Raw genomic sequence first — 22,358 nt, 5'->3', positions numbered from 1 at the left:
TACCGGCACCGATCGAACGGTTCCGCGCCACATGGGCACCACGCGCACGTGACGTCGTTGCTCCCAAGATCAAGACCCCATATGTTCCGCTTTGCAGCGGATTGTCATACGTCTTCGGGAGCCGCACATGTCACCACTCGCCGCACTCTCCCTACTCTCCGCACGTTCCGTCCGGTCCTTCCGCTCCGCCGGATCGGCTCTCACCGCCCTGCGCACCCGGGCCGGCGCCCTCCGCGCGCGTGCCGACGACCTCGACCGGCGCCGCCGTCACCGCTCAACCGCCCGCGCGCTGCTGCGAGTCGAGCCCGAACCCGAGAGCTGGCTGGACGTCGGCACCGGCGACGCGCACTTCCCGGCGACGGCGAAGGAGCTGTTCCCCTACACGTCCTTCGACGGCATCGACCCCACCGCGCGCGTGCTGGCGGCCCGCGAGGAGGAGCGCGTCGAGGAGGCGTACGTGGGCGACCTGACGGACCCGCAGCTCACCCGAGCCCTGCGCGCCCGCTACGACGTGGTCACCCTTCTCCACCCCCCGACCCCCGACGAGGACCTCCGGGCGGCCCTCACCCTCCTGCGCCCCGGCGGCCTCCTCCTCCTGGAGACGCCCCGCCCCCGCGTGGACGCCCTGCGCACCGAACTGGAGTCCCAGGGCTGCGAGATCGTCCCGCCGAAGCCCCGCAGACTCCTCGACCGCCCGTTCCTCAACGGCTCGTTTCTCAACGGCCCGTTGTCGGACCGGCTCCGCCCCACCGCCCGGCTCGTCGCACGCCGGGCGCCCTCAGCCCCGTAGCACCAGCGCCTGGCCCGCCACCAGCAGCACCACCTGCTCGCACTCGCTCGCGAACGCGGCGTTCAGCCGGCCCAGTTCGTCCCGGTAGCGCCGTCCCGACGCGGTGGCCGGCACGATCCCCGAGCCGACCTCGTTCGAGACGGCGACCACGGTCCGCCGGCTCGCGCGCACCGCGTCCGTCAGCTCCCGCATCCGCTCGCGCAGCGCCCGTTCCCCGCCGTCCGCCCACACGGCGTCGTCCCACGCCCCCACGGAGTCCATGGCGTCCGTCAGCCACAGGGACAGACAGTCGATGAGCAGCGGAGCGCCGTCGTCCTTCAGGAGGGGCACCAGATCGCAGGTCTCGGTGGTCCGCCACGACCCCGGGCGGCGCTCCCGGTGCACGGCGACCCGGGACGCCCACTCGGTGTCCCCGCCGCGCGTGCCGCCGGTGGCCACGTAGAGCACGTCCGGAAAGGCCTCGAGCCGCCGCTCGGCCTCCACCGACTTCCCGGACCGGGCCCCGCCGAGCACCAGCGTCCGCCGCGGTACGTCGGGCACGTCCTCGTACACCCCCACGGTCAGGGTCGTCCCGTCCGGCACGGCCCGCGCGCCCGCCGCGGCCAGCCGCCGCCGCAGCTCGGCGCCGGGCGGCACGTCATGGTCGAGATGGACGGCGACGACGTCCGTGGTCGGCCCCAGCGCCCCCACCGCCCGCAGCCTGGCGAGCGCGTCCGGCCGCCCCACGACATCGGCGAGCACCATGGCGTACGACTCCACGGCCCCGTTGCCGTCAAGGCCGGCCGGCGCGCCCCCCGGCGGCAGATACAGCAGCCGTTGCCCGTCCGGACCGGTCACCGCGTACCCGGTGCCCGGCGCGTCCATCGACACCGCCCGCACCCAATGACCCGTCAGCAGCGCCAACTCCCGCCCGTCCGGCACCCGACCGGGCTGCGGCAGCCCCACCGGCACCTCGACGGCGGGCCCGTCGTGCGGATGCGACAACAGCACCTGCCGTACGCCGCTGAGCGAACGCCCGGCCCGCGCCGCCGCGAAGGCCGCACCCGGCGTCAGGTCCAGCAGCAACGTGCCGTCGATGAGCAGCGCGGTCGCCGCGCGCGCGTGCTCCCCGAGGGAGGTGGCGCAGGTCGCGCAGGAACAGTCGGGGCGGGGCAGACCCGCCGGGGCACCGGTGCCGAGCAGTGTTACTTCCACAGAAGTGATTTTCGCGTGTCTGCGCAGGTGTTGCCCGTCCGACTAGTCTGCACAGCAGGAGCCGGACCAAGATCCGGCTCTCGCTCTGCAGGTGCTCAGACACGGGAGGCGTACATGGCGGCATGGACGTGGCGGTTCGAGAAGACCGACGGGGCGGAGGTCCCGCCCGCGGTGCAGCCCGAGGAGTTCACCACGCAGGGGGACGCCGAGTCGTGGATCGGGGAGCACTGGAAGGCACTCCTCGAAGGCGGCGCGGACCAGGTGCGGCTGTTCGAGGACACCACGGAGATCTACGGTCCGATGAGCCTGCACGCCCAGGACGCGTAGGGGCTCCGCGGGACATGGACACAGGGGGGCGGCGTACCGGCCGCCCCCTCGGTCACTGCTCGCCCAGCGTCACGTCCGTCTTGTCCTCGTCACCGTCACGCGTGTACGTCACCGTCGTCTTCTGACCGGGCCTGTCCTCGGCCAGTGCCTCCGAGAGTGACGTGATCGTGGTGATGTCCGTGTCACCCAGCCTGGTGATGATGTCGCCGGCCTCGATGCCCGCCTTGTCCGCGGCCCCGCCGCTCTTCACCTCGACGACGGCGACCCCGGCGGCCCGGTAGGTGCCGTCCACGACCGTACGGCCGGTGATGCCGAGCGCGGCCCGGCCCGAGTCGGTCACCTTGCCGTCCTTGATGATCTGGTCGGCGACCGTCTTCACCATCGAGGACGGGATCGCGAACCCGATACCCGGCGCCGCGCTGCCCCCGAGGTCGGGGTCGGTGGCCGCGAGGGTCGGGATGCCGATGACCTGCCCGTCGAGGTTGACGAGCGCGCCCCCGCTGTTGCCGGGGTTGATCGCGGCCGAGGTCTGCACCATGTTGGCGATGGTCGCGCCCGTACCCCCGCCGCTGCTGCCCTCGCTGACGGTCCGTCCGGTCGCCGACACGATGCCCTGCGTCACGCTGGACGACAGCCCGAGCGGCGAGCCCATCGCCAGGACGATCTGCCCGACGTCGACCTTCGAGGAGTCGGCGAAGGAGGCCGCCTTGAGCCCGTCCGGCACCTTGTCCAGCTTCACCACGGCGAGGTCCTGCTCGGGGTAGGAGTACACGAGCTTGGCGCTGAGCACGTCCTCGCTGTTGGCGGTCGTCACCTTGAAGGTCGTCTCGTCCCCGACGACGTGCGCGTTGGTGACGATGTGCCCCTGGTCGTCGTACACGACCCCGGAGCCCAGATCGTTGCTGGCCTGGATCTGCACCACCGACGGCAGAACGTCCTTGATCACCTTCAGGTAGTCGTTCTGGAGGTCGTCGCCGGACGCGGGCGCGGCGACCTCGGCGGCCTGCGCGGCCTGCTCGGTCCGCGCCTTCGACGTCCCGCCCTCGCCCGCGGAACCGGACCCGGAACACCCGCTCAGCAGGGCGAGCGAACAGGACAGCACGGCGACGGGAGCGAGCAGCCGGACGGCACGGTTACGGGAAGCATCCATGCCCCGAGTGTCTCTTCGGGGTGATTGTCCGGCTTGCCCGGTTCACCCGAACGAGCTGACCGGCACCCGCACCGGGACCGGGCTCCCTGCCGTCAGCCGCGCACGCCGCACAGATGCAGCAGCGCCGCCACCCGCCGGTACGGATCCGTCCGCCCGGCCCGCTCCTCGGCCGCCAGCAGCGTCTCCACGTCGTCCGGCGCGAGCACCCCGTCGGCCGCCGTGTCCGTGAAGACCCGGACGCCGTACCAGGCGTGCAGCGGTGCCCCGATGCCCGCGAGCGTGGCCGTGAGGGTGTCCAGCCGGTCGGCGCGCACGTCGAGTCCGAGCCGGTTCGTGTACGAGACGGTGTCGAAGGCGTCGAGGGCGCCCGCCCAGTCACCCGACAACCCCGGCCGCATCGCCAGGGCGTCGCCGTTGCGCACGAGCAGCGACAGCAGTCCGCCCGGCGCGAGCATCCGGGCCAGCCCCGCCAGCAGGGCGTCCGGATCACCGACGTACATGAGCACCCCGTGGCAGAGCACCACGTCGAAACTGCCCGGCAGGAAGTGCACCCCCGTGTCCCGCCCGTCGCCCTGGACCAGGCGCACCCGTTCCCGGATGCCCTCCGGCTCGGCGGCGACGGCCTCGCGGGCCGCGGAGATCATCGTGGGGTCCTGCTCGACCCCGGTCACCTGATGTCCGGCCCGGGCCAGCCGCAGCGCCTGGGTGCCCTGACCCATCCCCACGTCGAGCACGCGCAGCCGCTGCCCGACCGGGAACCGCCCGGTTATCTGAGCCTCTAGCTGCCGAGCGACAAGCTCCTGTCGTACGACATCCCGCAGCCCGCCCAGCTTGCTCAGCCAGGCATCCGCCGCGCCCCCGGAGAAGGAATCCGCGCTCAGGGCCGCTCTCCGCGCTTGACCTGCGGCTTCGGCAGCCGGAGACGGCGCATCTGGAGGGAGCGCATCAGCGCGTAGGCGACGGCACCCCTGCGGTTCTGGTCGGGGAAGCGCTCGGCGAGCCGCTTCTTGAGCCGGAAGGCGTTGACGAACGCGTCGACCAGGATGAGCACGATCACGACCAGCCACAGCAGCAGCGCGATGCTCTGCAGCGCGCCCACGCGCACCATGCTCAGCACCAGGATGACCACGGCCATCGGCAGGAAGAACTCGGCCACGTTGAACCGCGAGTCGATCCAGTCGCGGGCGAACTTGCGCACCGGGCCCTTGTCCCGCGCGGGCAGGTAGCGCTCGTCGCCACTGGCCAGCGCCTGGCGCTGACGCTGCATCGCGGTACGCCGCTCCTCGCGCTGACGCTTGGAGGCGTCCTTGCGCGTCATCGACGTACTGGCGACGCTGCGGCGCTGGGACTGGGCCTCATTGCGCTTGGGCGTCGGGCGGCCCTTGGGGGCCTGCGGGTCACGGGTCTGCTTGGAGTCGGTCAGCGACGCCTTGTCGGCGGGCGCGGCCTTCTCTTCCTTGGCGCGGCTTCGGAACACAAAACCCAAGGGTAAGGGGTGGCCGGGGTTGGACCCCAGCCCGGCGGGGAACGATCCGGCAACACCAGTCGTCCTGTAAGGGACAGAGGGGACGTTGCACGTACTTCCGGCCCCGGGTCCTTGGCGGGTACCTCTTGGGTGCTTCTCGGGGGTCACCCTGGGGGGACACCTACTCCCTACGCCGGAGCGGGAGCGAGCGCAGTCGTCCTTGGGGATGACCGCATCCGTCCCGGAACAGTGCGTCAATGGATGCAGGGCCCGTACTGTGGGTTCTGTCGCAGAGCTGGAGCTGGAGTCCGTCAGAAGGGGGCGCGCGAAGCCCATGAGCGGTGTCATGAAGCGTATGGGGATGATCTTCCGCGCGAAGGCGAACAAGGCCCTTGACCGGGCCGAGGACCCGCGCGAAACCCTCGATTACTCGTACCAGAAGCAGCTGGAGCTGCTTCAGAAGGTACGCAGGGGAGTGGCCGACGTCGCCACCTCCCGCAAGCGTCTGGAGCTCCAGCTCAACCAGCTGCAGTCGCAGTCCTCGAAGCTGGAGGACCAGGGCCGCAAGGCCCTCGCCCTCGGCCGCGAGGACCTGGCCCGCGAGGCGCTCTCGCGCCGGGCCGCGCTCCAGCAGCAGGTGACCGACCTGGAGACGCAGCATGCGACGCTCCAGGGCGAGGAGGAGAAGCTCACCCTTGCGGCCCAGCGCCTCCAGGCCAAGGTCGACGCCTTCCGTACGAAGAAGGAGACGATCAAGGCGACCTACACCGCCGCCCAGGCACAGACCCGGATCGGCGAGGCCTTCTCCGGCATCTCCGAGGAGATGGGCGACGTCGGCATGGCCATCCAGCGCGCCGAGGACAAGACGGCCCAGCTCCAGGCCCGCGCCGGCGCCATCGACGAACTGCTCGCCTCGGGCGTCCTCGACGACCACTCCGGTCTGGCCAAGGACGACATCCAGAGCGAGCTGGACCGGCTCTCCGGTGGTACGGATGTAGAGCTGGAACTGCAGCGCATGAAGGCGGAACTGGCCGGCGGCCCGTCCTCGCAGCAGCAGGCGATCGAGGGCGGCAACGGCCAGTCGCAGGCCCAGCAGCAACCGCAGGACACCCCACGCTTCGACAAGCAGTAGAAGCCAGGGCCCACGCCTAGGAGGCCGACACATGGGCGACATGGTCGTACGGATCATGGGGGAGGGGCAGGTGAGGCTGGCCGACAGCCACCTCACCGAACTCAACAAGCTGGACGACGAACTCCTGCGCGAGATGGAGAACGGCGACGGCCCCGGCTTCCGCCGCACCCTCCAGGCCCTCCTCGCCAAGGTCCGAGAACTGGGCACCCCGCTCCCGGACGCCTCCCTGGAACCCTCCGAACTGATCCTCCCGTCCCCGGACGCGACCTTGGAGGAAGTCCGGGACCTGCTGAGCGACGACGGCTTGATCCCGGGCTGAGCAGAAAGAGGGTTGGGTCGGGCTGCGTCTTCGCCTTTCAGCCCGTCCGGCGTTTGAGGACGAGGCCGTTCAGGCCGAAGCGGGGGACTGGGGGCGGCAGCCCCCAGAAACGCCCACGCCAACGCCCGAAACCGCACAGGAAACCTACAGTCGGCCCCCGTTCAAAGCCCCGCAGGGACGCCGTACTGTTCAGGACGTGAGCCGCACCCAAGACCGCGCCCGCCACCACCTGAAGGCGCACCCCCTCGCGCTGGACGCGGCCCTGGCGTTCGGCGTCCTGGTCTGCATGGTGGCCGGCTCATACGTCGACCCGCACGGAAAGCACGGCGTCGACTGGGGCATCCGCACCCCCGACGCCCTCTCCCTCGTGCTCATCGTCCTCGGCGCCCTCGCCCTGGTCTTCCGCCGCCGCGCCCCCCGGACGGTCCTCGCCCTCACCGGCACCGTCTCCCTGATCGAGTGCATCGTCGGAGACCCCCGCGCCCCCGTCGCCATGGCCGCGGTCATCGCCCTCTACACCGTCGCGTACACCACCGACCGCGCCACCACCGTGCGCCTCGGCCTGCTGACGATGACCGTCCTGACCGGCGCCTCGATGCTGGCAGGGCCCCTGCCCTGGTACGCCCAGGAGAACCTCGCGATCTTCGCCTGGACCGGCATCGGCGCCACCGCGGGAGACGCGGTCCGCAGCCGGCGCGCGGTCGTGCAGGCCATCCGGGAGCGCGCCGAGCGAGCGGAACGCACTCGCGAGGAGGAGGCCCGCCGCCGCGTCGCCGAGGAGCGCCTGCGGATCGCCCGTGACCTGCACGACGTGGTCGCCCACCACATCGCCCTGGTCAACGTGCAGGCCGGAGTCGCCGCGCACGTGATGGACAAGCGCCCCGACCAGGCCAAGGAAGCCCTCGCCCACGTACGCGAGGCCAGCCGCTCCGCGCTCAACGAACTGCGCGCCACCGTCGGCCTGTTGCGTCAGTCCGGCGACCCCGAGGCCCCCACCGAACCGGCGCCGGGCCTGGACCGCCTCGACGAACTCGTCGGCACCTTCCGCAGCGCGGGACTGCGCGTCGAGGTCGCCCGCTCGGACCACGGCACCACCCTGCCCGCCGCCGTCGGCCTGGCCGCCTACCGCGTGGTCCAGGAGGCCCTCACCAACGTGCAGAAGCATGCCGGTACGGAGGCGAAGGCGGAGGTCAGCGTCGTACGCGTGGGCCCGAACATCGAGATCACCGTCCTGGACAACGGCGCCGGGGAGGACGACGACCCGGAGAGCGGCGGCGGCCACGGACTGCTCGGCATGCGCGAACGCGTCACCGCCCTGCGCGGCACCCTGACCACCGGTCCCCGCTACGGCGGCGGCTTCCGCGTCCATGCGATCCTGCCGGTCAAGACCCGCTCACGCGCCTCGGGGGACCCCGTATGACGACCATCCGCGTCCTGCTCGCCGACGACCAGGCCCTGTTGCGCAGCGCCTTCCGGGTGCTCGTCGACTCGGAGCCCGACATGGAGGTCGTGGGCGAGGCGTCCGACGGCGCGGAGGCGGTACGGCTGGCCAAGCAGGAGCGGGCCGACGTCGTGCTGATGGACATCCGGATGCCCGGCACCGACGGCCTCGCGGCCACCCGCATGATCAGCGCCGACCCCTCCCTCGCGCACGTCCGGGTCGTCATCCTGACCACCTTCGAGGTCGACGACTACGTCGTGCAGTCGCTGCGCGCCGGCGCCTCAGGCTTCCTCGGCAAGGGCAGCGAACCCGACGAGCTCCTCTCCGCCATCCGCGTCGCGGCCGGCGGCGAGGCACTGCTCTCCCCGGCCGCCACCAAGGGCCTGATCGCCCGCTTCCTCGCCCAGGGCGGCGCGGCGGACGACGGCCGCGACCCGGCCCGCGCGGAGCGGCTCGACGCGCTCACCGTGCGGGAGCGCGAGGTGCTGGTCCAGGTCGCCGGCGGACTCTCCAACGACGAGATCGCCGAGCGCCTGGAGGTCAGCCCGCTCACGGTGAAGACCCACGTCAACCGGGCCATGGCCAAGCTCGGCGCCCGCGACCGGGCCCAACTGGTCGTGATCGCCTACGAGTCGGGGCTGGTACGTCCAAGGGTGGAGTGAGCTCCACCTCGCCGTACTGCGGCCGGAGTATGCGCCGGATAAGGAACGGGACCTGGGAGCTAGGAATCGGGGCTCCCCGATGGCTCAGGGTGAGAGGGCGGACGCTCACCTGTGCATCCGCTGTCGACTCCTGCCCTTCTGACCCTCCCAGAAGGCCCTTTCCAGCAGGCCCCTCCCGGAAGAGAGAACCCTCACCCATGTCCTGGCTGTCCCGATTCAGCCTCGCGCAACGGGCCCTGATAGGTCTGATGTCCATCATCGTGCTCGCCTTCGGAGCGATCGCGATACCGCAGCTCAAGCAGCAACTGCTGCCCTCCATCGAACTGCCCATGGTGTCCGTGATCGCCCCCTACCAGGGCGCCGCACCCGACGTCGTCGAGAAGCAGGTCGTCGAGCCGATCGAGGACAACCTCGAAGCCGTCGACAGCATCACCGGCGTCACCTCCACGGCGAGCGAGGGCAACGCCGTGATCATGGCCTCCTTCGACTACGGCAACGACACCAAGCAACTCGTCGCCGATGTCCAGCAGGCCGTCAACCGGGCCCGCGTCCAGCTCCCGGACGACGTCGACCCGCAGGTCGTCGCCGGCTCCACGGACGACATCCCGACGGTCGTCCTCGCCGTCACCTCCGAGCAGGACCAGCAGGCCCTCGCCGACCGGCTCGACCGGACCGTCGTACCGGACCTGAAGGGCATCGACGGCGTCCGCCAGGTCACCGTCGACGGGGTGCGGGACCTCCAGGTCACCGTCACGCCCGACGACGCGAAGCTGGCGCGGGCGGGCCTCACCACCCTCGCCCTCGGCCAGGCCCTCCAGGCGGGCGGCGCGACCGTCCCGGCCGGCTCCTTCGACGAGGACGGCGCCAACCGCACCGTCCAAGTGGGCGGCGGCTTCACCTCGTTGACGCAGATCCAGGACCTGATGGTCACGGGCCAGGGCGACGGCAAGCCGGTGCGCCTCGGAGACGTGGCCACCGTCGAGCAGCAGCAGGCCACCGCCGACTCCATCACCCGCACCGACGGGAAGCCGAGCCTCGCGGTGTCGGTCACCATGGACCACGACGGCAGCGCGGTCGCCATCTCCGACGCGGTCGAGGACAAGCTGCCCGGCCTGCGCAAGGACGTCGGCTCCGGCGCGAGCATCACGGTCGTCAGCGACCAGGGCCCGGCGGTCTCCAAGTCCATCAGCGGGCTGACCACCGAGGGCGCGCTCGGCCTGCTCTTCGCGATCCTGGTCATCCTGGTGTTCCTGGCCTCGGTCCGCTCGACCCTGGTCACCGCGGTGAGCATCCCGCTCTCGGTCGTGCTCGCGCTGATCGTCCTGTGGACGCGCGACCTGTCCCTCAACATGCTGACGCTGGGCGCGCTGACCATCGCCATCGGCCGGGTCGTCGACGACTCGATCGTGGTCCTGGAGAACATCAAACGGCACCTCGGCTACGGCGAGGAGCGCGAGGAGGCCATCCTCAAGGCGGTCCGCGAGGTGGCCGGCGCGGTCACCTCCTCGACCCTCACCACCGTCGCCGTCTTCCTGCCGATCGGCCTGGTCGGCGGCATGGTGGGCGAGCTGTTCGGCTCGTTCAGCCTGACGGTGACGGCGGCCCTGCTGGCCTCGCTGCTGGTGTCGCTGACGGTCGTACCGGTCCTGTCGTACTGGTTCCTGCGCGCCCCCAAGGGCACGCCGGGCGACGCCGAACAGGCCCGCCGGCTGGCCGAGGAGAAGGAGGCGAAGAGCCGCCTGCAGCGGATCTACGTCCCCGTCCTGCGCTTCGCGACCCGCCGCCGCCTCACCAGCGTGCTGCTCGCGGCCGTGATCCTGATCGGCACGTTCGGCATGGCGCCGCTGCTGAAGACGAACTTCTTCGACCAGGGCGAGCAGGAAGTCCTCACCGTCAAGCAGGAGTTGAAGCCTGGCACCAGCCTGGCGGCGACCGACGCACAGGCCAAGAAGGTCGAGCAGCTGCTCGCCGCCACCAAGGGCGTCAAGGACTACCAGGTCACCATCGGCTCGTCCGGCTTCATGGCGGCCTTCGGCGGCGGCACGGACACCAACCAGGCCTCGTACCAGGTGATGCTGGACGACTCGGCCTCCTACGAGGACGTGCAGGACGGCATCGAGTCCGGTCTGAAGAAGCTGACCGGCATCGGCACCACCACCGTCTCCGCCGGTGACGGCTTCGGCAACCAGGACCTGAGCGTGGTCGTGAAGGCGGCCGACGGGAACGTGCTGCGCACGGCGGCCGAACAGGTCCGCAAGGCCGTGGCGGGGCTCGACGACGTCACCGACGTCAGCAGCGATCTGTCGCAGAGCGTGCCGCGCATCTCGGTCAAGGCCAACTCCAAGGCGGCGGCGGCCGGTTACAACGACCAGACGCTCGGCGCGGCGGTCACCGAGGCGGTCAAGGGCACCACGGCCGCCAAGGCGACCCTGGACGACACCGAGCGTGACGTCGTCATCAAGTCGGCCAAGCCGGCGGCGACCCTGGCCCAGTTGAGGAATCTCAAGCTCGGTTCCGTGAAGCTGGGCGACATCGCCACGGTGAAGCTGGTCGACGGACCGGTCTCGATGACCCGGATCGACGGCCAGCGCGCGGCGACCATCAGCGCGCGGCCGACCGGCGACAACACGGGCGCGGTGAGCGGCAAGCTGGGGACCGAGATCGACGCCCTGAAGCTGCCGGCCGGCGCCACCGCGCAGATCGGCGGGGTCAGTTCGGACCAGGACGACGCGTTCAAGAACCTGGCCCTGGCGATGCTGGCGGCGATCGCGATCGTCTTCATGCTGCTGGTCGCGACCTTCCGCTCGCTCGTCCAGCCGCTGATCCTGCTGGTCTCCATCCCGTTCGCGGCGACCGGCGCGATCGGCCTGCTGATCGTCACCGGCACCCCGATGGGTGTCCCCGCGATGATCGGCATGCTGATGCTGATCGGCATCGTGGTGACCAACGCGATCGTGCTGATCGACCTGATCAACCAGTACCGCAAGCAGGGGTACGGCGTCGTCGAGGCCGTGGTCGAGGGCGGCCGGCACCGGCTGCGCCCGATCCTCATGACGGCCCTGGCGACGATCTTCGCCCTGCTCCCGATGGCCCTGGGGGTCACCGGCGAGGGCGGCTTCATCGCGCAGCCGCTGGCCGTGGTCGTGATCGGCGGCCTGATCACGTCGACCCTGCTCACCCTGCTCCTGGTGCCGACGCTCTACGCGATGCTCGAACTCCGCAAGGAGCGCCGGGCGTCGAAGCGCGCGGCGAAGCGGACGAGGAGGACCGAGCCGCCGGCCCGGCGATCCGCCTCGGACGAATCGGAGCCGGAGCCCGCGGGAGTGTGACGGCCGAGGCGGCCGGGCCCCGGACCAGGACGGTCCGGGGCCCGGCCGTCGGTGTTTCCCCGTTGGGTATCTTGTGGCTCGACCTGCTTGACGGTGAAGGGGATCCCGGCGGTGCCACTGCACAAGGACGATCCGAAGTCGGTCGGCGGATACCGACTGGTGGACCGCTTCGGAGTCGGCGGCATGGGCGTCGTCTACTGGGGCCGGTCCCGCTCGGGCCGTGACGTCGCCGTGAAGGTCGTGCACGCCCAGTACGCCGAGGACCCGGTCTTCCGCGCCCGGTTCCGCCAGGAGATCGAGGCCGTCCGCAAGGTGAGCGGCGCCTTCACCGCACCGGTGGTGGATGCCGACCCGGAGGCGGTACGGCCCTGGATGGCGACCCAGTACGTCCCCGGGAACTCCCTCGCCGAGCGGATCCGCGACCACGGCGCGCTGAAGGGCACCGAACTGCGCCGTCTGGCCCTGGGGCTGGTCGAGGCGTTGCGGGACATCCACCGGGCCGGGGTGGTGCACCGGGATCTGAAGCCCGCCAACGTCCTGATGTCCGAGGACGGCCCCCGCGTCATCGATTTCGGCATCTCCCGCGCGGTGGAGAACCACAACACCCTCACCGAGACCGGCCAGATGATCGGCACCCCGCCCTTCATGTCCCCGGAGCAGTTCACCGACGCCCGCACGGTGGGCCCCTCCTCGGACGTCTTCTCGCTCGGGGCGCTGCTGGTGTACACCGTCACCGGACGCGGTCCCTTCGACGCCGACAGCCCCTATCTGACGGCCTACCGGGTGGTCCACAACGAACCCGTACTGGACGGGCTGCCGCTGCCGTTGCGCGCCGTCCTGGAGCGCTGCCTGGCCAAGGAGGCCAAGGACCGGCCCGAACTCGACGAGCTGGAACGGGAGTTCGCGGACGCCCTGCCCGAGGCGGACCCCGGCGACCCGGTCACGCTGACGCTGCGCACGGACCGGCTGCGCACCGTGGGGGAGACCACCTCCGGAGCCGGCCCGGGAGAGGCGACCAAGCCCCCCGGGCCCGGCCGCCGTACCGGCGGGTGGAGCCGTCGCCTCCGCCCGCTGCTGGTGGTCGGCACGGTCTGCGCGACGGCCCTGGGCCTGCTCGGGTACGTGTGGCTCGGCCCGGGATTCTCGGACAGCCCTCCGGCGCCGGCCTCCGCCGGCTCCCCGGATTCCCGGTGGGCGACGGTGCCCACCGGCTTCGGCACCTGGCAGTCGACGGTGTTCAGGACGGCACCGCGAGGCGCGGCCGAGGCGCTGGGGGAGGAGAGCGGCGACCCGACCGACGCCACCTGCGCCAGGTACGAGGACGCGGTCTACTGCGCGGGCAACGACATCCTTCCGGTCCGGCTGGACGGCCGTACCGGCAAGACGGTCTGGCGCTCCGCCCTCGCGTCCACCGAACCCGGCGCGGAGCTGAACTCCTTCACGCTCCTCGGCGTGCGGGACGACGTGATGCTGGTCCGGCAGGCCGTGTACATCGGGACCTCCGGGAACTCGACGGTCACCGTCGTCGCTCTCGACACGGACAGCGGCGAGCGGCTGTGGTCACGCGAGGTGCGCGACGAGACCGTCGACCTGGGTGTGTCCGGCGAGCTCGCCCTGACCCCCGAGGGCCGGCGGGTGACGGCCCGTTCCCCGCGCACCGGCGCCGAGCGCTGGACCGTGGAGCTGCCCGCCGACAACTACTGCCGGCTCCTGACGTACGGCTCAGGCCTGTACGCGCACTGCTTCCCGGGGGACGAGAGCCGGCCCGCCGAGCTCCTGGAGCTGGACCAGGCCGACGGCTCGGTGGTCCGGCGGGTGGAGACCCCGTACACGACCGGTCTGCTCGGCACCGTCGACGGCAAGCCGGTCCTCGCGGTCGGCACCACGGGCCCGACGCGCCCCGAGGAGCTGACGTTCGGCAAGATCTGGCTGGCCGACCCGGACACGGGCGCCGGCACGACGGTGAAACTGACGAAGACGTACGAGGGCGCGGTGACGCTGGCCGCCGGCACGCTGTGGATCACCGGGGCCAACGGCCTGGTGACCGCCGTGTCCCCGCTGACCGGCAAGCAGCTGTGGCAGACCCGCACCGGCGCCGAGGGCTCGGGCCGGCCCACGTACGACGCCCGCACCCGCACCCTGTATCTGGTCAGCACCAGCGGCCGGGTCGCGGCCCTCGACGCCCGCGAGGGCACGCTGCTGTGGGAGACGGGCGCGCACGCCGAGCAGCTCGCGAGCGGCGAGGTGATCAAGTCCGCGGTGCTGCCGTACGGCGGTGCGCTGATCGTGAACACCCCGGACGGCACCGTCTTCAGCCTCGACCCGGCCCACCCCCAACGGAAGCCCGTGACGGAGTGAGCCGGGCCGGACTCGGGCCTACGGCAGCGCCAGCATCCGCTCCAGTGCCAGCTTCGCGAACGCCTCGGTCTCCTTGTCGACCTCGATCCGGTTGACCAGCTTGCCCTCGGCCAGGGACTCCAGGGTCCAGACCAGGTGGGGGAGGTCGATGCGGTTCATGGTCGAGCAGAAGCAGACCGTCTTGTCGAGGAAGACGATCTCCTTGCCCTCGGGCGCGAACCGGTTCGCGAGCCGGCGTACGAGATTGAGTTCCGTACCGATGGCCCACTTCGAACCGGCCGGAGCCGCCTCGAGTGCCTTGATGATGTATTCGGTCGACCCGACGTAGTCGGCCGCGGAGACGACCTCGTGCTTGCACTCGGGGTGCACCAGGACGTTGACCCCGGGTATGCGGGCACGGACGTCCTCGACCGACTCCAGCGAGAACCGGCCGTGCACCGAGCAGTGGCCGCGCCACAGGATCATCTTCGCGGCCCTCAACTGCTCAACGGTCAGGCCCCCGTTGGGCTTGTGCGGGTTGTAGAGGACACAGTCCTCGAGCGTCATCCCCATGTCCCGCACGGCGGTGTTGCGGCCCAGGTGCTGGTCGGGGAGGAACAGCACCTTCTCGCCCTGCTCGAAGGCCCACTCAAGGGCCCGCTCGGCGTTCGAGGAGGTGCAGATCGTGCCGCCGTGCTTGCCGGTGAACGCCTTGATGTCGGCGGAGGAGTTCATGTACGAGACGGGCACGACCTGCTCGGCGATGCCGGCCTCGGTCAGCACGTCCCAGCACTCGGCGACCTGCTCGGCGGTGGCCATGTCGGCCATCGAGCAGCCGGCCGCGAGGTCCGGGAGCACGACCTTCTGGTCGTCGGAGGTCAGGATGTCCGCGGACTCCGCCATGAAGTGCACACCGCAGAACACGATGTACTCGGCCTCCGGGCGCGCGGCCGCGTCCCGGGCCAGCTTGAACGAGTCACCCGTGACGTCGGCGAACTGGATGACCTCGTCGCGCTGGTAGTGGTGGCCGAGCACGAAGACCTTGTCGCCGAGCTTCTCCTTGGCCGCGCGGGCCCGCTCGACCAGGTCGGGGTCGGACGGCGAGGGCAGGTCACCGGGACACTCGACGCCCCGCTCGCTCTTCGGGTCGGCCTCGCGGCCGAGCAGCAGCAGGGCGAGGGGCGTCGGCTGTACGTCGAGCTCCTGGGTCTGGGCGGTGGTCACGACACGCACCCTTTCTGTTCTGCGGGCTGTCCTGAAAAGACGGACCTTCTCGTCGAATTGACGTTATCTATCATAACTGCTTCACGTCAGTTTGACGATGCCCATAGCGTCGATGTGACATCAATCCCGGCGGGCGCTTGGTACGCACTCGGTGCACGCTCGGGGAGGGACCTTGCGGGCATGTGCGAGCATGGTTGGTGGAACAGAAGAGGAACGGGCGAAAAGAACGCCACCCGGCCCGGAATGAATCCGCGGCCCTGCCGGTTGCAATTGTCGGCAAGCAGTCTCCGTACAACCCGGGAGAGATGTAGATGTCCGTATCGGACGAGACCAGCACCGTCACCGACGGCATCATCCTGTCCGACGCCGCCGCGGCGAAGGTCAAGGCCCTGCTCGACCAGGAAGGCCGCGACGACCTCGCGCTGCGCGTCGCCGTTCAGCCCGGCGGCTGCTCCGGCCTGCGCTACCAGCTCTTCTTCGACGAGCGCTCCCTCGACGGCGATGTCGTCAAGGACTTCGGCGGTGTCAAGGTCGTCACCGACCGCATGAGCGCCCCGTACCTGGGCGGCGCCTCCGTCGACTTCGTGGACACGATCGAGAAGCAGGGCTTCACGATCGACAACCCGAACGCGACGGGCTCCTGCGCCTGCGGCGACTCCTTCAACTAAGCCTGAAGTCGTCCAGCCGAGCCTGGAACAGTTCAGCCAAGCCTGAGAACCGGGAGACCGGACACGACGAAGGCGGCGGCCCCCTCCGACCGGGCCGCCGCCTTCGTCGTGTCCGGTGAACGGACGGACGACGTGCCGCCGTCCTACTGCGCCATGGACGCCTGCGGCAGCCGTGCGCCCGTCTTCTCCACCGGGATCACCTTGCCGTCCGACCCCACGACCTCGCGGGCACCGACCGGCTCGTCCAGTTGGACCGTCTGCTGGTACTCCTTGGCGATCATGATGCAGACCTTGTTCTTCCAGGGCGTCTCGGTCACCGTCGCGGTCACCTCGTCCCCGTTCTCGCTCGCCGTCGCCTTGTAGTCGGCGCACACCCCGCCGTAGAAGGTCACGGTCAGCTCCCGCCCGTCGGTCGAGTAGCCCTCCACCTTGACGTTCCGCGTCTCCGTGGACGAGGTCGGCTCGTCACCGGCCGGCGTGGACGCCGTCGGGCTGGGCGCACCGGTCGGCGTGGCCGAGGGCGAGGCCAGATACTTCGGGTCCACCGCCGGATACGTCACCCGGAAACCGTCCGTCGCCCCGGCCGACCGCACCTGGAACAACCACGACGGCACCAGCGTCTGCCGCCCGTCCACGGACCGTGCGGCCAGCCCGAACACCGCGTCACCGACGGTCACCGTCTCCCGCGTGGGCTCGGCCGTCGACGACCCGCAGGGCGCTTCGAGCCGGTCCTTCAGCGGTACGGCACTGGCGCAGCCGCCGATGCCCATGCGGTGGTCGGTCGTCGGCGCCGAGTTCATCAGGGCCAGCGTCTTCTTCGCGCTCAGCACGGGATACGTGGCGCCCTTCACCGGCGCCTTCAACCGGCCGGTGCCGCCGACCACTTCACCCTGCGCGCTCACCGTGAGACCGGTCGTCCAGCCGTAGGTGGGCAGCCCGCCGACGGTCGGTTCGGCGTTCACGGCCCGCTGGGCGCCCATGACCTGACCGGCGTCCACCTTCGCGTCGTCCTGACCGATCGCCTTCAGGATCGGCGCGGCCGCCTTCTTCGCCGCGGCCTCGCTCACCGTGTCGCCGGCCGGGTTCGCGGGATCCTGCGGGCACACGGTCATGCTCTTGCAGTTGTCGGTGCCGGCCGCGAACCGGTGGAAGGTCCAGGTGCCAGGCGCCGCCTTGTCGACCACCAGGCTCGGCCCCCCACCGTCCTGGTTCGGCCCGACCTGCCAGGACTGCCCCTGCACCACCGGCGTCCCCTCCACCCCGAGCGCCTTCGCCAGCCGGGCCACCTCGTCCTTGGTGACCTGGCCCGTCGCCCGGTACACGGGCGCCGAGTCCGGCCCGTCGGGAAGGCTGCCGTCGACCTTGTACGTCACGCCGTACGGATTCGGCTCCCCGGGCGCGATCCCGTTCGAACCGCCCTCGGAGTAGCCGTCGAGCACGAGCTGCGGGGGAGTACCGGTCCCACCCGTTCCGGCCCCCGCGTCGCCACCGTCTCCTCCGGAGGCCGTGGCGGCGAGATACGCCCCACCGCCACCGACGAGCAGGACAGCGGCGGCGACGGAGGCGACGAGAACGCGGGGCCGCCGGCGGTTCGGCTGAGGGGCCTCGGCCTCGGCCTCGTGCGGGCCGGGGACTTCGGCGGAGACGGGGGCGGCTTCCTCATTGGCGTCGGTGTCGGCGTCGGTGTCGCCGGGATCGGCTTCATCGGCGTCGGCGTTGCCGGCGTCGGGGGTTTCCTCGAGGGCGGGAGCGTGTGCGTCGGCCGGGGCCTCGGCGGTCACGGCGTCGCCGGCTTCCGCGCCGGGAGCCTCGGACTCGGGGTCCTCCTCGTCACGGGCGCCCGTTTCCTCGACACCGGAAGCCTCGACAGGCGTTTCCTCGGTACCGGCAGCCTTCGCGGCGTCGTCGGACGCTTCGGCTTCCGCTCCCTTTGCCGCCTCACCGCCGGAGGCAGGGGTGTCGTCATCGGGTCGCTCGGTGTTCACCGCATCGCTCCTTCGGCTGCGCAACTGTCCCTTGACCCTGACCCGGACCTGCCGAAGCGGCCGGTGGGAGGGTCGTATCCCGCATCCCCTTTAAAGGGGACGGCGATGGGACGCGCCGGGGGAGCGCGCGGTTCCCTGCAATGCGCCGATACGAACTGTCGAGCTGGTTTCAGTCGCCGTAGTCCGACATTTCATCCAGCAGTCGAGCCGACCTCGAGGGCACCGTCACACCGTGGATCAGCGACGGCGACACCGGCAGCGCGTCGATCCGGACGGGCGCCGTCCAGTGCGGTGCCATCCTGGCGCACTCGGCGCGCAGCGACGCGAGGTCGCCTTCCAGATCGGCCGGAGCGGGCGCGTGGACCTTGAGGTTCGTCATAGCGGAACCGTAGGCACGGTTCCGCCCGCGAAGAAAGATCTACTATCGGGTAGTTTTGGCGGCTTCAGAGCCCGGCTACGACCCGGTAGCGTGAACTGTCAATCCGTCTCCCCACAGGAGAGTCCCCGCCGTGCGCATCGCAGTCACCGGCTCCATCGCCACAGACCACCTCATGACCTTCCCCGGCCGCTTCGCCGACCAGCTCGTCGCGGACCAGTTGCACACGGTCTCGCTCTCCTTCCTGGTCGACAACCTCGACGTACGCCGGGGCGGCGTCGGCGCGAACATCGCGTTCGGCATGGGCCAGCTGGGCACCAAGCCGATCCTCGTCGGCGCGGCCGGCTTCGACTTCGACGAGTACCGCGGCTGGCTGGAGCGGCACGGCGTCGACACGGACTCGGTGCGGATCTCCGAGACCCTGCACACCGCCCGCTTCGTGTGCACCACCGACTCCGACCACAACCAGATCGGCTCCTTCTACACGGGTGCGATGAGCGAGGCCCGTCTCATCGAACTCAAGGCCGTCGCGGACCGGGTCGGTGGCCTCGACCTGGTGCTGATCGGCGCGGACGACCCGGAGGGCATGCTCCGGCACACCGAGGAGTGCCGGTCCCGTTCCATTCCCTTCGCCGCGGACTTCTCCCAGCAGATCGCCCGGATGAACGGCGACGAGATCCGGATCCTGCTGGACGGGGCGACGTACCTCTTCTCCAACGAGTACGAGAAGGGGCTCATCGAGTCCAAGACCGGCTGGAGCGACGCGGAGATCCTGGCGAAGGTCGGGACGCGGGTGACGACGCTCGGTTCGCGGGGTGTTCGGATCGAGCGGGTGGGTGAGGACCCGATCGAGGTCGGTTGCGCGGAGGAGGAGCGGAAGGCTGACCCGACGGGGGTCGGCGACGCGTTCCGCGCGGGGTTCCTCTCGGGGTTGGCGTGGGGTGTCTCTCTGGAGCGGGCCGCGCAGGTCGGTTGCATGCTGGCGACGCTCGTCATCGAGACGGTGGGTACGCAGGAGTACCAGCTGCGTCGGGGGCACTTCATGGACCGCTTCACCAAGGCTTATGGGCATGATGCGGCGGCTGAGGTCCAGGGGCATCTGGGCTGAGTTGCCGGGTGCGGGTCGTGGGGGCTGGTCGCGCAGTTCCCCGCGCCCCTGACGGCGATCAGCTCAACCGGCGTACCAAGTAGGCCGCACCCTTTTCCGCCGTCTCCTCGCCTACGTACTCCTGATCCCGCATTTCGCACCATGCCGGGATGTCCAGGCGGGCCGCTTCGTCGTCGGAGAGAACCCGGATCGTGCCGCCTACCGGGACCTGGTCGATGACCTTGGCCAGTTCGATGACGGGGATCGGGCAGCGCTTGCCGAGGGCGTCCACGATGAGGGCGTCCTCGGTCGCGATGGTGACCGGCAGGGACGCGCCCAGTTTCTCCCGCACTGTCGCCACCACCCCCGGCAGTACCTCCAGGAAGCGCTCGGCATCGGCCTCCGTCGTCCCCGGCGGCAGCGAAACCCTCACATTGCCCTCACTCAGCACGCCCATCGCCTTGAGCACATGGCTCGGCGTCAGGGTGCTGCTCGTGCAGGACGAGCCGGACGAGACCGAGAAGTCCGCCCGGTCCAGTTCGTGCAGGAGTGTCTCTCCGTCGACATAGAGACAGGAGAAGGTGACGATCCCGGGCAGTCGCCGTTCCGGATCCCCGACCACCTCCACGTCCGGTACCAGCCGCGGCACCCGGGTCCGGATCCGGTCCGTCAACTCCCGCAGCCGTACCGCCTCCTGGGCCGCCTCCGCGCGCACCGCCCGCAGCGAGGCCGCCGCCGCGACGATCGCGGGCAGGTTCTCGAAGCCGGCCGCCCGCCCCGACTCCCGCTCGTCCACGGGCCCTTGCGGCGCGAACCGCACCCCTTTCCGTACAGCGAGCAGCCCGACCCCCGCCGGCCCGCCCCACTTGTGCGCACTCGCCGCCAGCAACGACCAGTCACCCTCGACCGGCCCCCACCCGAGCGACTGCGCCGCGTCCACCAGCAACGGCACCCCGGCGGCCCGGCACACCTCGGCCACCGCACCCACCGGCTGCTCGGTGCCCACCTCGTGATTGGCCGACTGGAGACAGGCCAGCGCGGTGTCCGACCGGAGGGCACGCTCGTAGGCCTCCGCGGTCACCGCGCCCGTGCGGTCCACCGCGATCTGCGTGACCGTTCCACCGCCGGCCTCGTGTGCATCGGCCGAATGGAGTACGGAGGAATGTTCGACAGCTGACACGATCAGGTGACCCCCGACGCGTCGCCGTCCCGCCAACGCCCCCGCAATTCCCGTATGAACGGCCCGTGTTCCGGAGGAGGTGAAGACCAGTTCGTCAGGCCGACAGCCCACGCTTTCGGCAGCGGCTTCTCGGGCGGCGTCCAGAAGCATCCGGGCTCGCCGCCCCTCCCGATACAACCGGGACGGGTCAGCCCACCCTTCGTCCAAAGACGCCAACAGCGCCTGACGCGCGACGGGATGGAGGGGAGCACTGGAGGCAGCGTCGAAGTAGGACACGCGGTCACGCTAACTCCCTCAGGGGCGCGAGGCTGTGTCCATTTGCGGCTCCGCCGCGGGGCGCGATCAGCCACAAACAACCCGCACCCGCCAATCCAGCGAACCCACCGAGTGACTAGGCACCCCTCCCCGCGAACCCCCGGAAGGCGTCGGCTAGGGTTTGGTCCGCATAAACATCCAAACCCCTGCCCGACGCAGGACGGCGACCGACCACCGAGAAGGCCAGGCCGCAGCCATACCGCGCGGGCGAGACTCTCGGGAAGGCGCTACGTGAGTCCCAACGGCTCCGACCGCTCGCCGCGGCGCCCGATGCGGCGGAAGCTGCTGCAGGCAATGACCGCGGGCCTGGTCCTGGCGACCGCCACCGGTTGCACATACAAGGACTTCCCCCGCCTTGGTATGCCCACCCCGACCACGGAAGAGGCTCCGCGGATCCTCTCCCTGTGGCAGGGGTCCTGGGCCGCCGCGCTGGCCACCGGCGTGTTGGTGTGGGGCCTGATCATCTGGAGCACGATCTTCCACCGGCGTAGCCGCACCAAGATCGAAGTGCCTCCGCAGACCCGGTACAACATGCCGATCGAGGCGCTGTACACGGTCGTTCCGCTCGTCATCGTCTCGGTGCTCTTCTACTTCACCGCGCGCGACGAGACGAAGATCCTCAGCCTCGACAAGAAGCCGGACGTCACGGTGAACGTCGTCGGCTTCCAGTGGAGCTGGGGCTTCAACTACATCGAGCCCGTCGAGGGTTCCACAGGTGACGCGAAGACAGACGCGAACCTGGCCGCCATCCCGAACCGTTTCAAGGACGACTTCCCGGCGAACGCCGGTGGTGTCTACGACGTCGGTACGCCTGGCACGCGGAACCCGCAGACCAACAACCCGGGCCCGACGCTGTGGCTCCCGAAGGGGGAGACCGTCCGCTTCGTCCTCACGTCGCGTGACGTCATCCACTCCTTCTGGGTGGTGCCGTTCCTGATGAAGATGGACGTCATCCCGGGCCACACCAACTCCTTCCAGGTGACCCCCAACAAGGAGGGCACCTTCCTGGGCAAGTGCGCCGAGCTGTGCGGCGTCGACCACTCGCGGATGTTGTTCAACGTGAAGGTCGTCTCCCCCGAGCGGTACGAGCAGCACCTCAAGGACCTCGCCAAGAAGGGGCAGACCGGTTACGTTCCCGCCGGCATCGCGCAGACGGGTCACGAGAAGAACCGGGAGACGACAAACCTGTGAGCATCCTCAACGAACCCCAGGGTGCCGCGGCGGCTGAAGGCGGTTACGCCGACGAGCTACCGGTCCGGCGCAAGCAGCCCGGAAACGTGGTCATCAAGTGGCTGACCACCACGGACCACAAGACCATCGGAACGCTGTATCTCGTCACGTCGTTCGCGTTCTTCCTGATCGGCGGCGTGATGGCGC

The 22,358-nt window shown here is 70.5% G+C and carries 19 protein-coding genes and 1 pseudogene; 12 read left to right on the top strand and 8 right to left on the bottom strand.

Annotated features, from left to right (window positions below; genetic code table 11):
• The first annotated feature begins 127 nt into the window (after nt 1–127).
• Entirely contained in the window at nt 128–790 is a 663-nt protein-coding gene (locus ACWD5F_RS44880; RefSeq protein WP_451261906.1) for a methyltransferase domain-containing protein, read from the top strand.
• Here ACWD5F_RS44880 and ACWD5F_RS44875 read toward each other — a convergent pair.
• Nucleotides 779–1,984, bottom strand: a complete 1,206-nt coding sequence (locus tag ACWD5F_RS44875) for a bifunctional adenosylcobinamide kinase/adenosylcobinamide-phosphate guanylyltransferase (protein ID WP_451261905.1) — start codon at nt 1,982–1,984, stop codon at nt 779–781. The genes ACWD5F_RS44880 and ACWD5F_RS44875 overlap by 12 nt on opposite strands.
• A gap of 114 nt (nt 1,985–2,098) precedes the next feature.
• Between ACWD5F_RS44875 and ACWD5F_RS44870 the strand changes: the two genes are divergently transcribed.
• Nucleotides 2,099–2,311 carry a hypothetical protein gene (locus ACWD5F_RS44870; protein WP_280877427.1) on the top strand — a complete coding sequence of 71 codons (213 nt, stop codon included), beginning with the start codon at nt 2,099–2,101 and terminating at the stop codon, nt 2,309–2,311.
• 52 nt (nt 2,312–2,363) lie between these two features.
• Here the strand turns inward: ACWD5F_RS44870 and ACWD5F_RS44865 are convergent, their stop codons facing one another.
• The 3 genes from ACWD5F_RS44865 to ACWD5F_RS44855 all read right to left on the bottom strand — a co-directional run bounded on the left by ACWD5F_RS44865 (nt 2,364) and on the right by ACWD5F_RS44855 (nt 4,977).
• A complete protein-coding gene (locus ACWD5F_RS44865; RefSeq protein ID WP_451261904.1) occupies nt 2,364–3,461 on the bottom strand; it encodes a S1C family serine protease in 1,098 nt (365 codons plus the stop codon).
• 92 nt (nt 3,462–3,553) lie between these two features.
• Nucleotides 3,554–4,291 (bottom strand): class I SAM-dependent methyltransferase, encoded by a 738-nt coding sequence (locus ACWD5F_RS44860; protein WP_401729088.1) that lies wholly within the window; start codon nt 4,289–4,291, stop codon nt 3,554–3,556.
• 47 nt (nt 4,292–4,338) lie between these two features.
• Nucleotides 4,339–4,977, bottom strand: coding sequence for a DUF3043 domain-containing protein (locus tag ACWD5F_RS44855; RefSeq protein WP_401729089.1), 639 nt, complete (start codon nt 4,975–4,977; stop codon nt 4,339–4,341).
• A gap of 283 nt (nt 4,978–5,260) precedes the next feature.
• Between ACWD5F_RS44855 and ACWD5F_RS44850 the strand changes: the two genes are divergently transcribed.
• The 6 genes from ACWD5F_RS44850 (at nt 5,261) to ACWD5F_RS44825 (ending at nt 14,167) form a co-directional block, all read left to right on the top strand.
• The gene (locus ACWD5F_RS44850) at nt 5,261–6,058 is read left to right on the top strand and encodes a PspA/IM30 family protein (protein ID WP_401729070.1); all 798 of its coding nucleotides are present in this window, start codon (nt 5,261–5,263) and stop codon (nt 6,056–6,058) included.
• Between the two features lie 40 nt (nt 6,059–6,098).
• Entirely contained in the window at nt 6,099–6,377 is a 279-nt protein-coding gene (gene pspAA / locus ACWD5F_RS44845) for a PspA-associated protein PspAA (protein ID WP_401729090.1), read from the top strand.
• A 196-nt stretch (nt 6,378–6,573) separates the two neighbouring features.
• Complete coding sequence (locus ACWD5F_RS44840; protein ID WP_451261903.1) at nt 6,574–7,797, top strand: sensor histidine kinase; 1,224 nt, start codon at nt 6,574–6,576, stop codon at nt 7,795–7,797.
• A complete protein-coding gene (locus ACWD5F_RS44835; RefSeq protein WP_401729072.1) occupies nt 7,794–8,480 on the top strand; it encodes a response regulator in 687 nt (228 codons plus the stop codon). The genes ACWD5F_RS44840 and ACWD5F_RS44835 overlap by 4 nt, the downstream gene beginning before the upstream one ends.
• A 197-nt stretch (nt 8,481–8,677) precedes the next feature.
• Nucleotides 8,678–11,809 carry an efflux RND transporter permease subunit gene (locus ACWD5F_RS44830; RefSeq protein WP_451261902.1) on the top strand — a complete coding sequence of 1,044 codons (3,132 nt, stop codon included), beginning with the start codon at nt 8,678–8,680 and terminating at the stop codon, nt 11,807–11,809.
• A 111-nt stretch (nt 11,810–11,920) separates the two neighbouring features.
• A complete protein-coding gene (locus tag ACWD5F_RS44825; RefSeq protein ID WP_451261901.1) occupies nt 11,921–14,167 on the top strand; it encodes a protein kinase domain-containing protein in 2,247 nt (748 codons plus the stop codon).
• Nucleotides 14,168–14,185: 18 nt separating this feature from the next.
• Here the strand turns inward: ACWD5F_RS44825 and nadA are convergent, their stop codons facing one another.
• Nucleotides 14,186–15,370, bottom strand: coding sequence for a quinolinate synthase NadA (gene nadA / locus ACWD5F_RS44820; RefSeq protein ID WP_402347782.1), 1,185 nt, complete (start codon nt 15,368–15,370; stop codon nt 14,186–14,188).
• Between the two features lie 311 nt (nt 15,371–15,681).
• Between nadA and ACWD5F_RS44815 the strand changes: the two genes are divergently transcribed.
• Nucleotides 15,682–16,038, top strand: a complete 357-nt coding sequence (locus ACWD5F_RS44815) for an iron-sulfur cluster assembly accessory protein (protein ID WP_451261900.1) — start codon at nt 15,682–15,684, stop codon at nt 16,036–16,038.
• A 143-nt stretch (nt 16,039–16,181) separates the two neighbouring features.
• Here ACWD5F_RS44815 and ACWD5F_RS44810 read toward each other — a convergent pair whose 3' ends face one another.
• Both ACWD5F_RS44810 and ACWD5F_RS44805 read right to left on the bottom strand, forming a co-directional pair.
• Nucleotides 16,182–18,023, bottom strand: coding sequence for a hypothetical protein (locus ACWD5F_RS44810; protein ID WP_451261899.1), 1,842 nt, complete (start codon nt 18,021–18,023; stop codon nt 16,182–16,184).
• 169 nt (nt 18,024–18,192) lie between these two features.
• Nucleotides 18,193–18,402, bottom strand: a complete 210-nt coding sequence (locus ACWD5F_RS44805; protein ID WP_451261898.1) for a hypothetical protein — start codon at nt 18,400–18,402, stop codon at nt 18,193–18,195.
• 130 nt (nt 18,403–18,532) lie between these two features.
• Between ACWD5F_RS44805 and ACWD5F_RS44800 the strand changes: the two genes are divergently transcribed.
• Nucleotides 18,533–19,507 carry a carbohydrate kinase family protein gene (locus tag ACWD5F_RS44800; RefSeq protein WP_451261897.1) on the top strand — a complete coding sequence of 325 codons (975 nt, stop codon included), beginning with the start codon at nt 18,533–18,535 and terminating at the stop codon, nt 19,505–19,507.
• Between the two features lie 58 nt (nt 19,508–19,565).
• Here the strand turns inward: ACWD5F_RS44800 and ACWD5F_RS44795 are convergent, their stop codons facing one another.
• The gene (locus tag ACWD5F_RS44795; RefSeq protein WP_451261896.1) at nt 19,566–20,942 is read right to left on the bottom strand and encodes an aminotransferase class V-fold PLP-dependent enzyme; all 1,377 of its coding nucleotides are present in this window, start codon (nt 20,940–20,942) and stop codon (nt 19,566–19,568) included.
• 270 nt (nt 20,943–21,212) lie between these two features.
• Between ACWD5F_RS44795 and ctaC the strand changes: the two genes are divergently transcribed.
• Nucleotides 21,213–22,172 (top strand): aa3-type cytochrome oxidase subunit II, encoded by a 960-nt coding sequence (gene ctaC, locus ACWD5F_RS44790; RefSeq protein WP_401729081.1) that lies wholly within the window; start codon nt 21,213–21,215, stop codon nt 22,170–22,172.
• Nucleotides 22,169–22,358: pseudogene (locus tag ACWD5F_RS44785) on the top strand (cytochrome ubiquinol oxidase subunit I); the annotation flags it as partial. The gene ctaC and the pseudogene ACWD5F_RS44785, both read left to right, overlap by 4 nt.

Source organism: Streptomyces sp. NPDC002499 (assembly GCF_053595415.1).
Note: the sequence above shows the minus strand (reverse complement) of the source record. Positions and strands in the feature narration are given on the sequence as shown.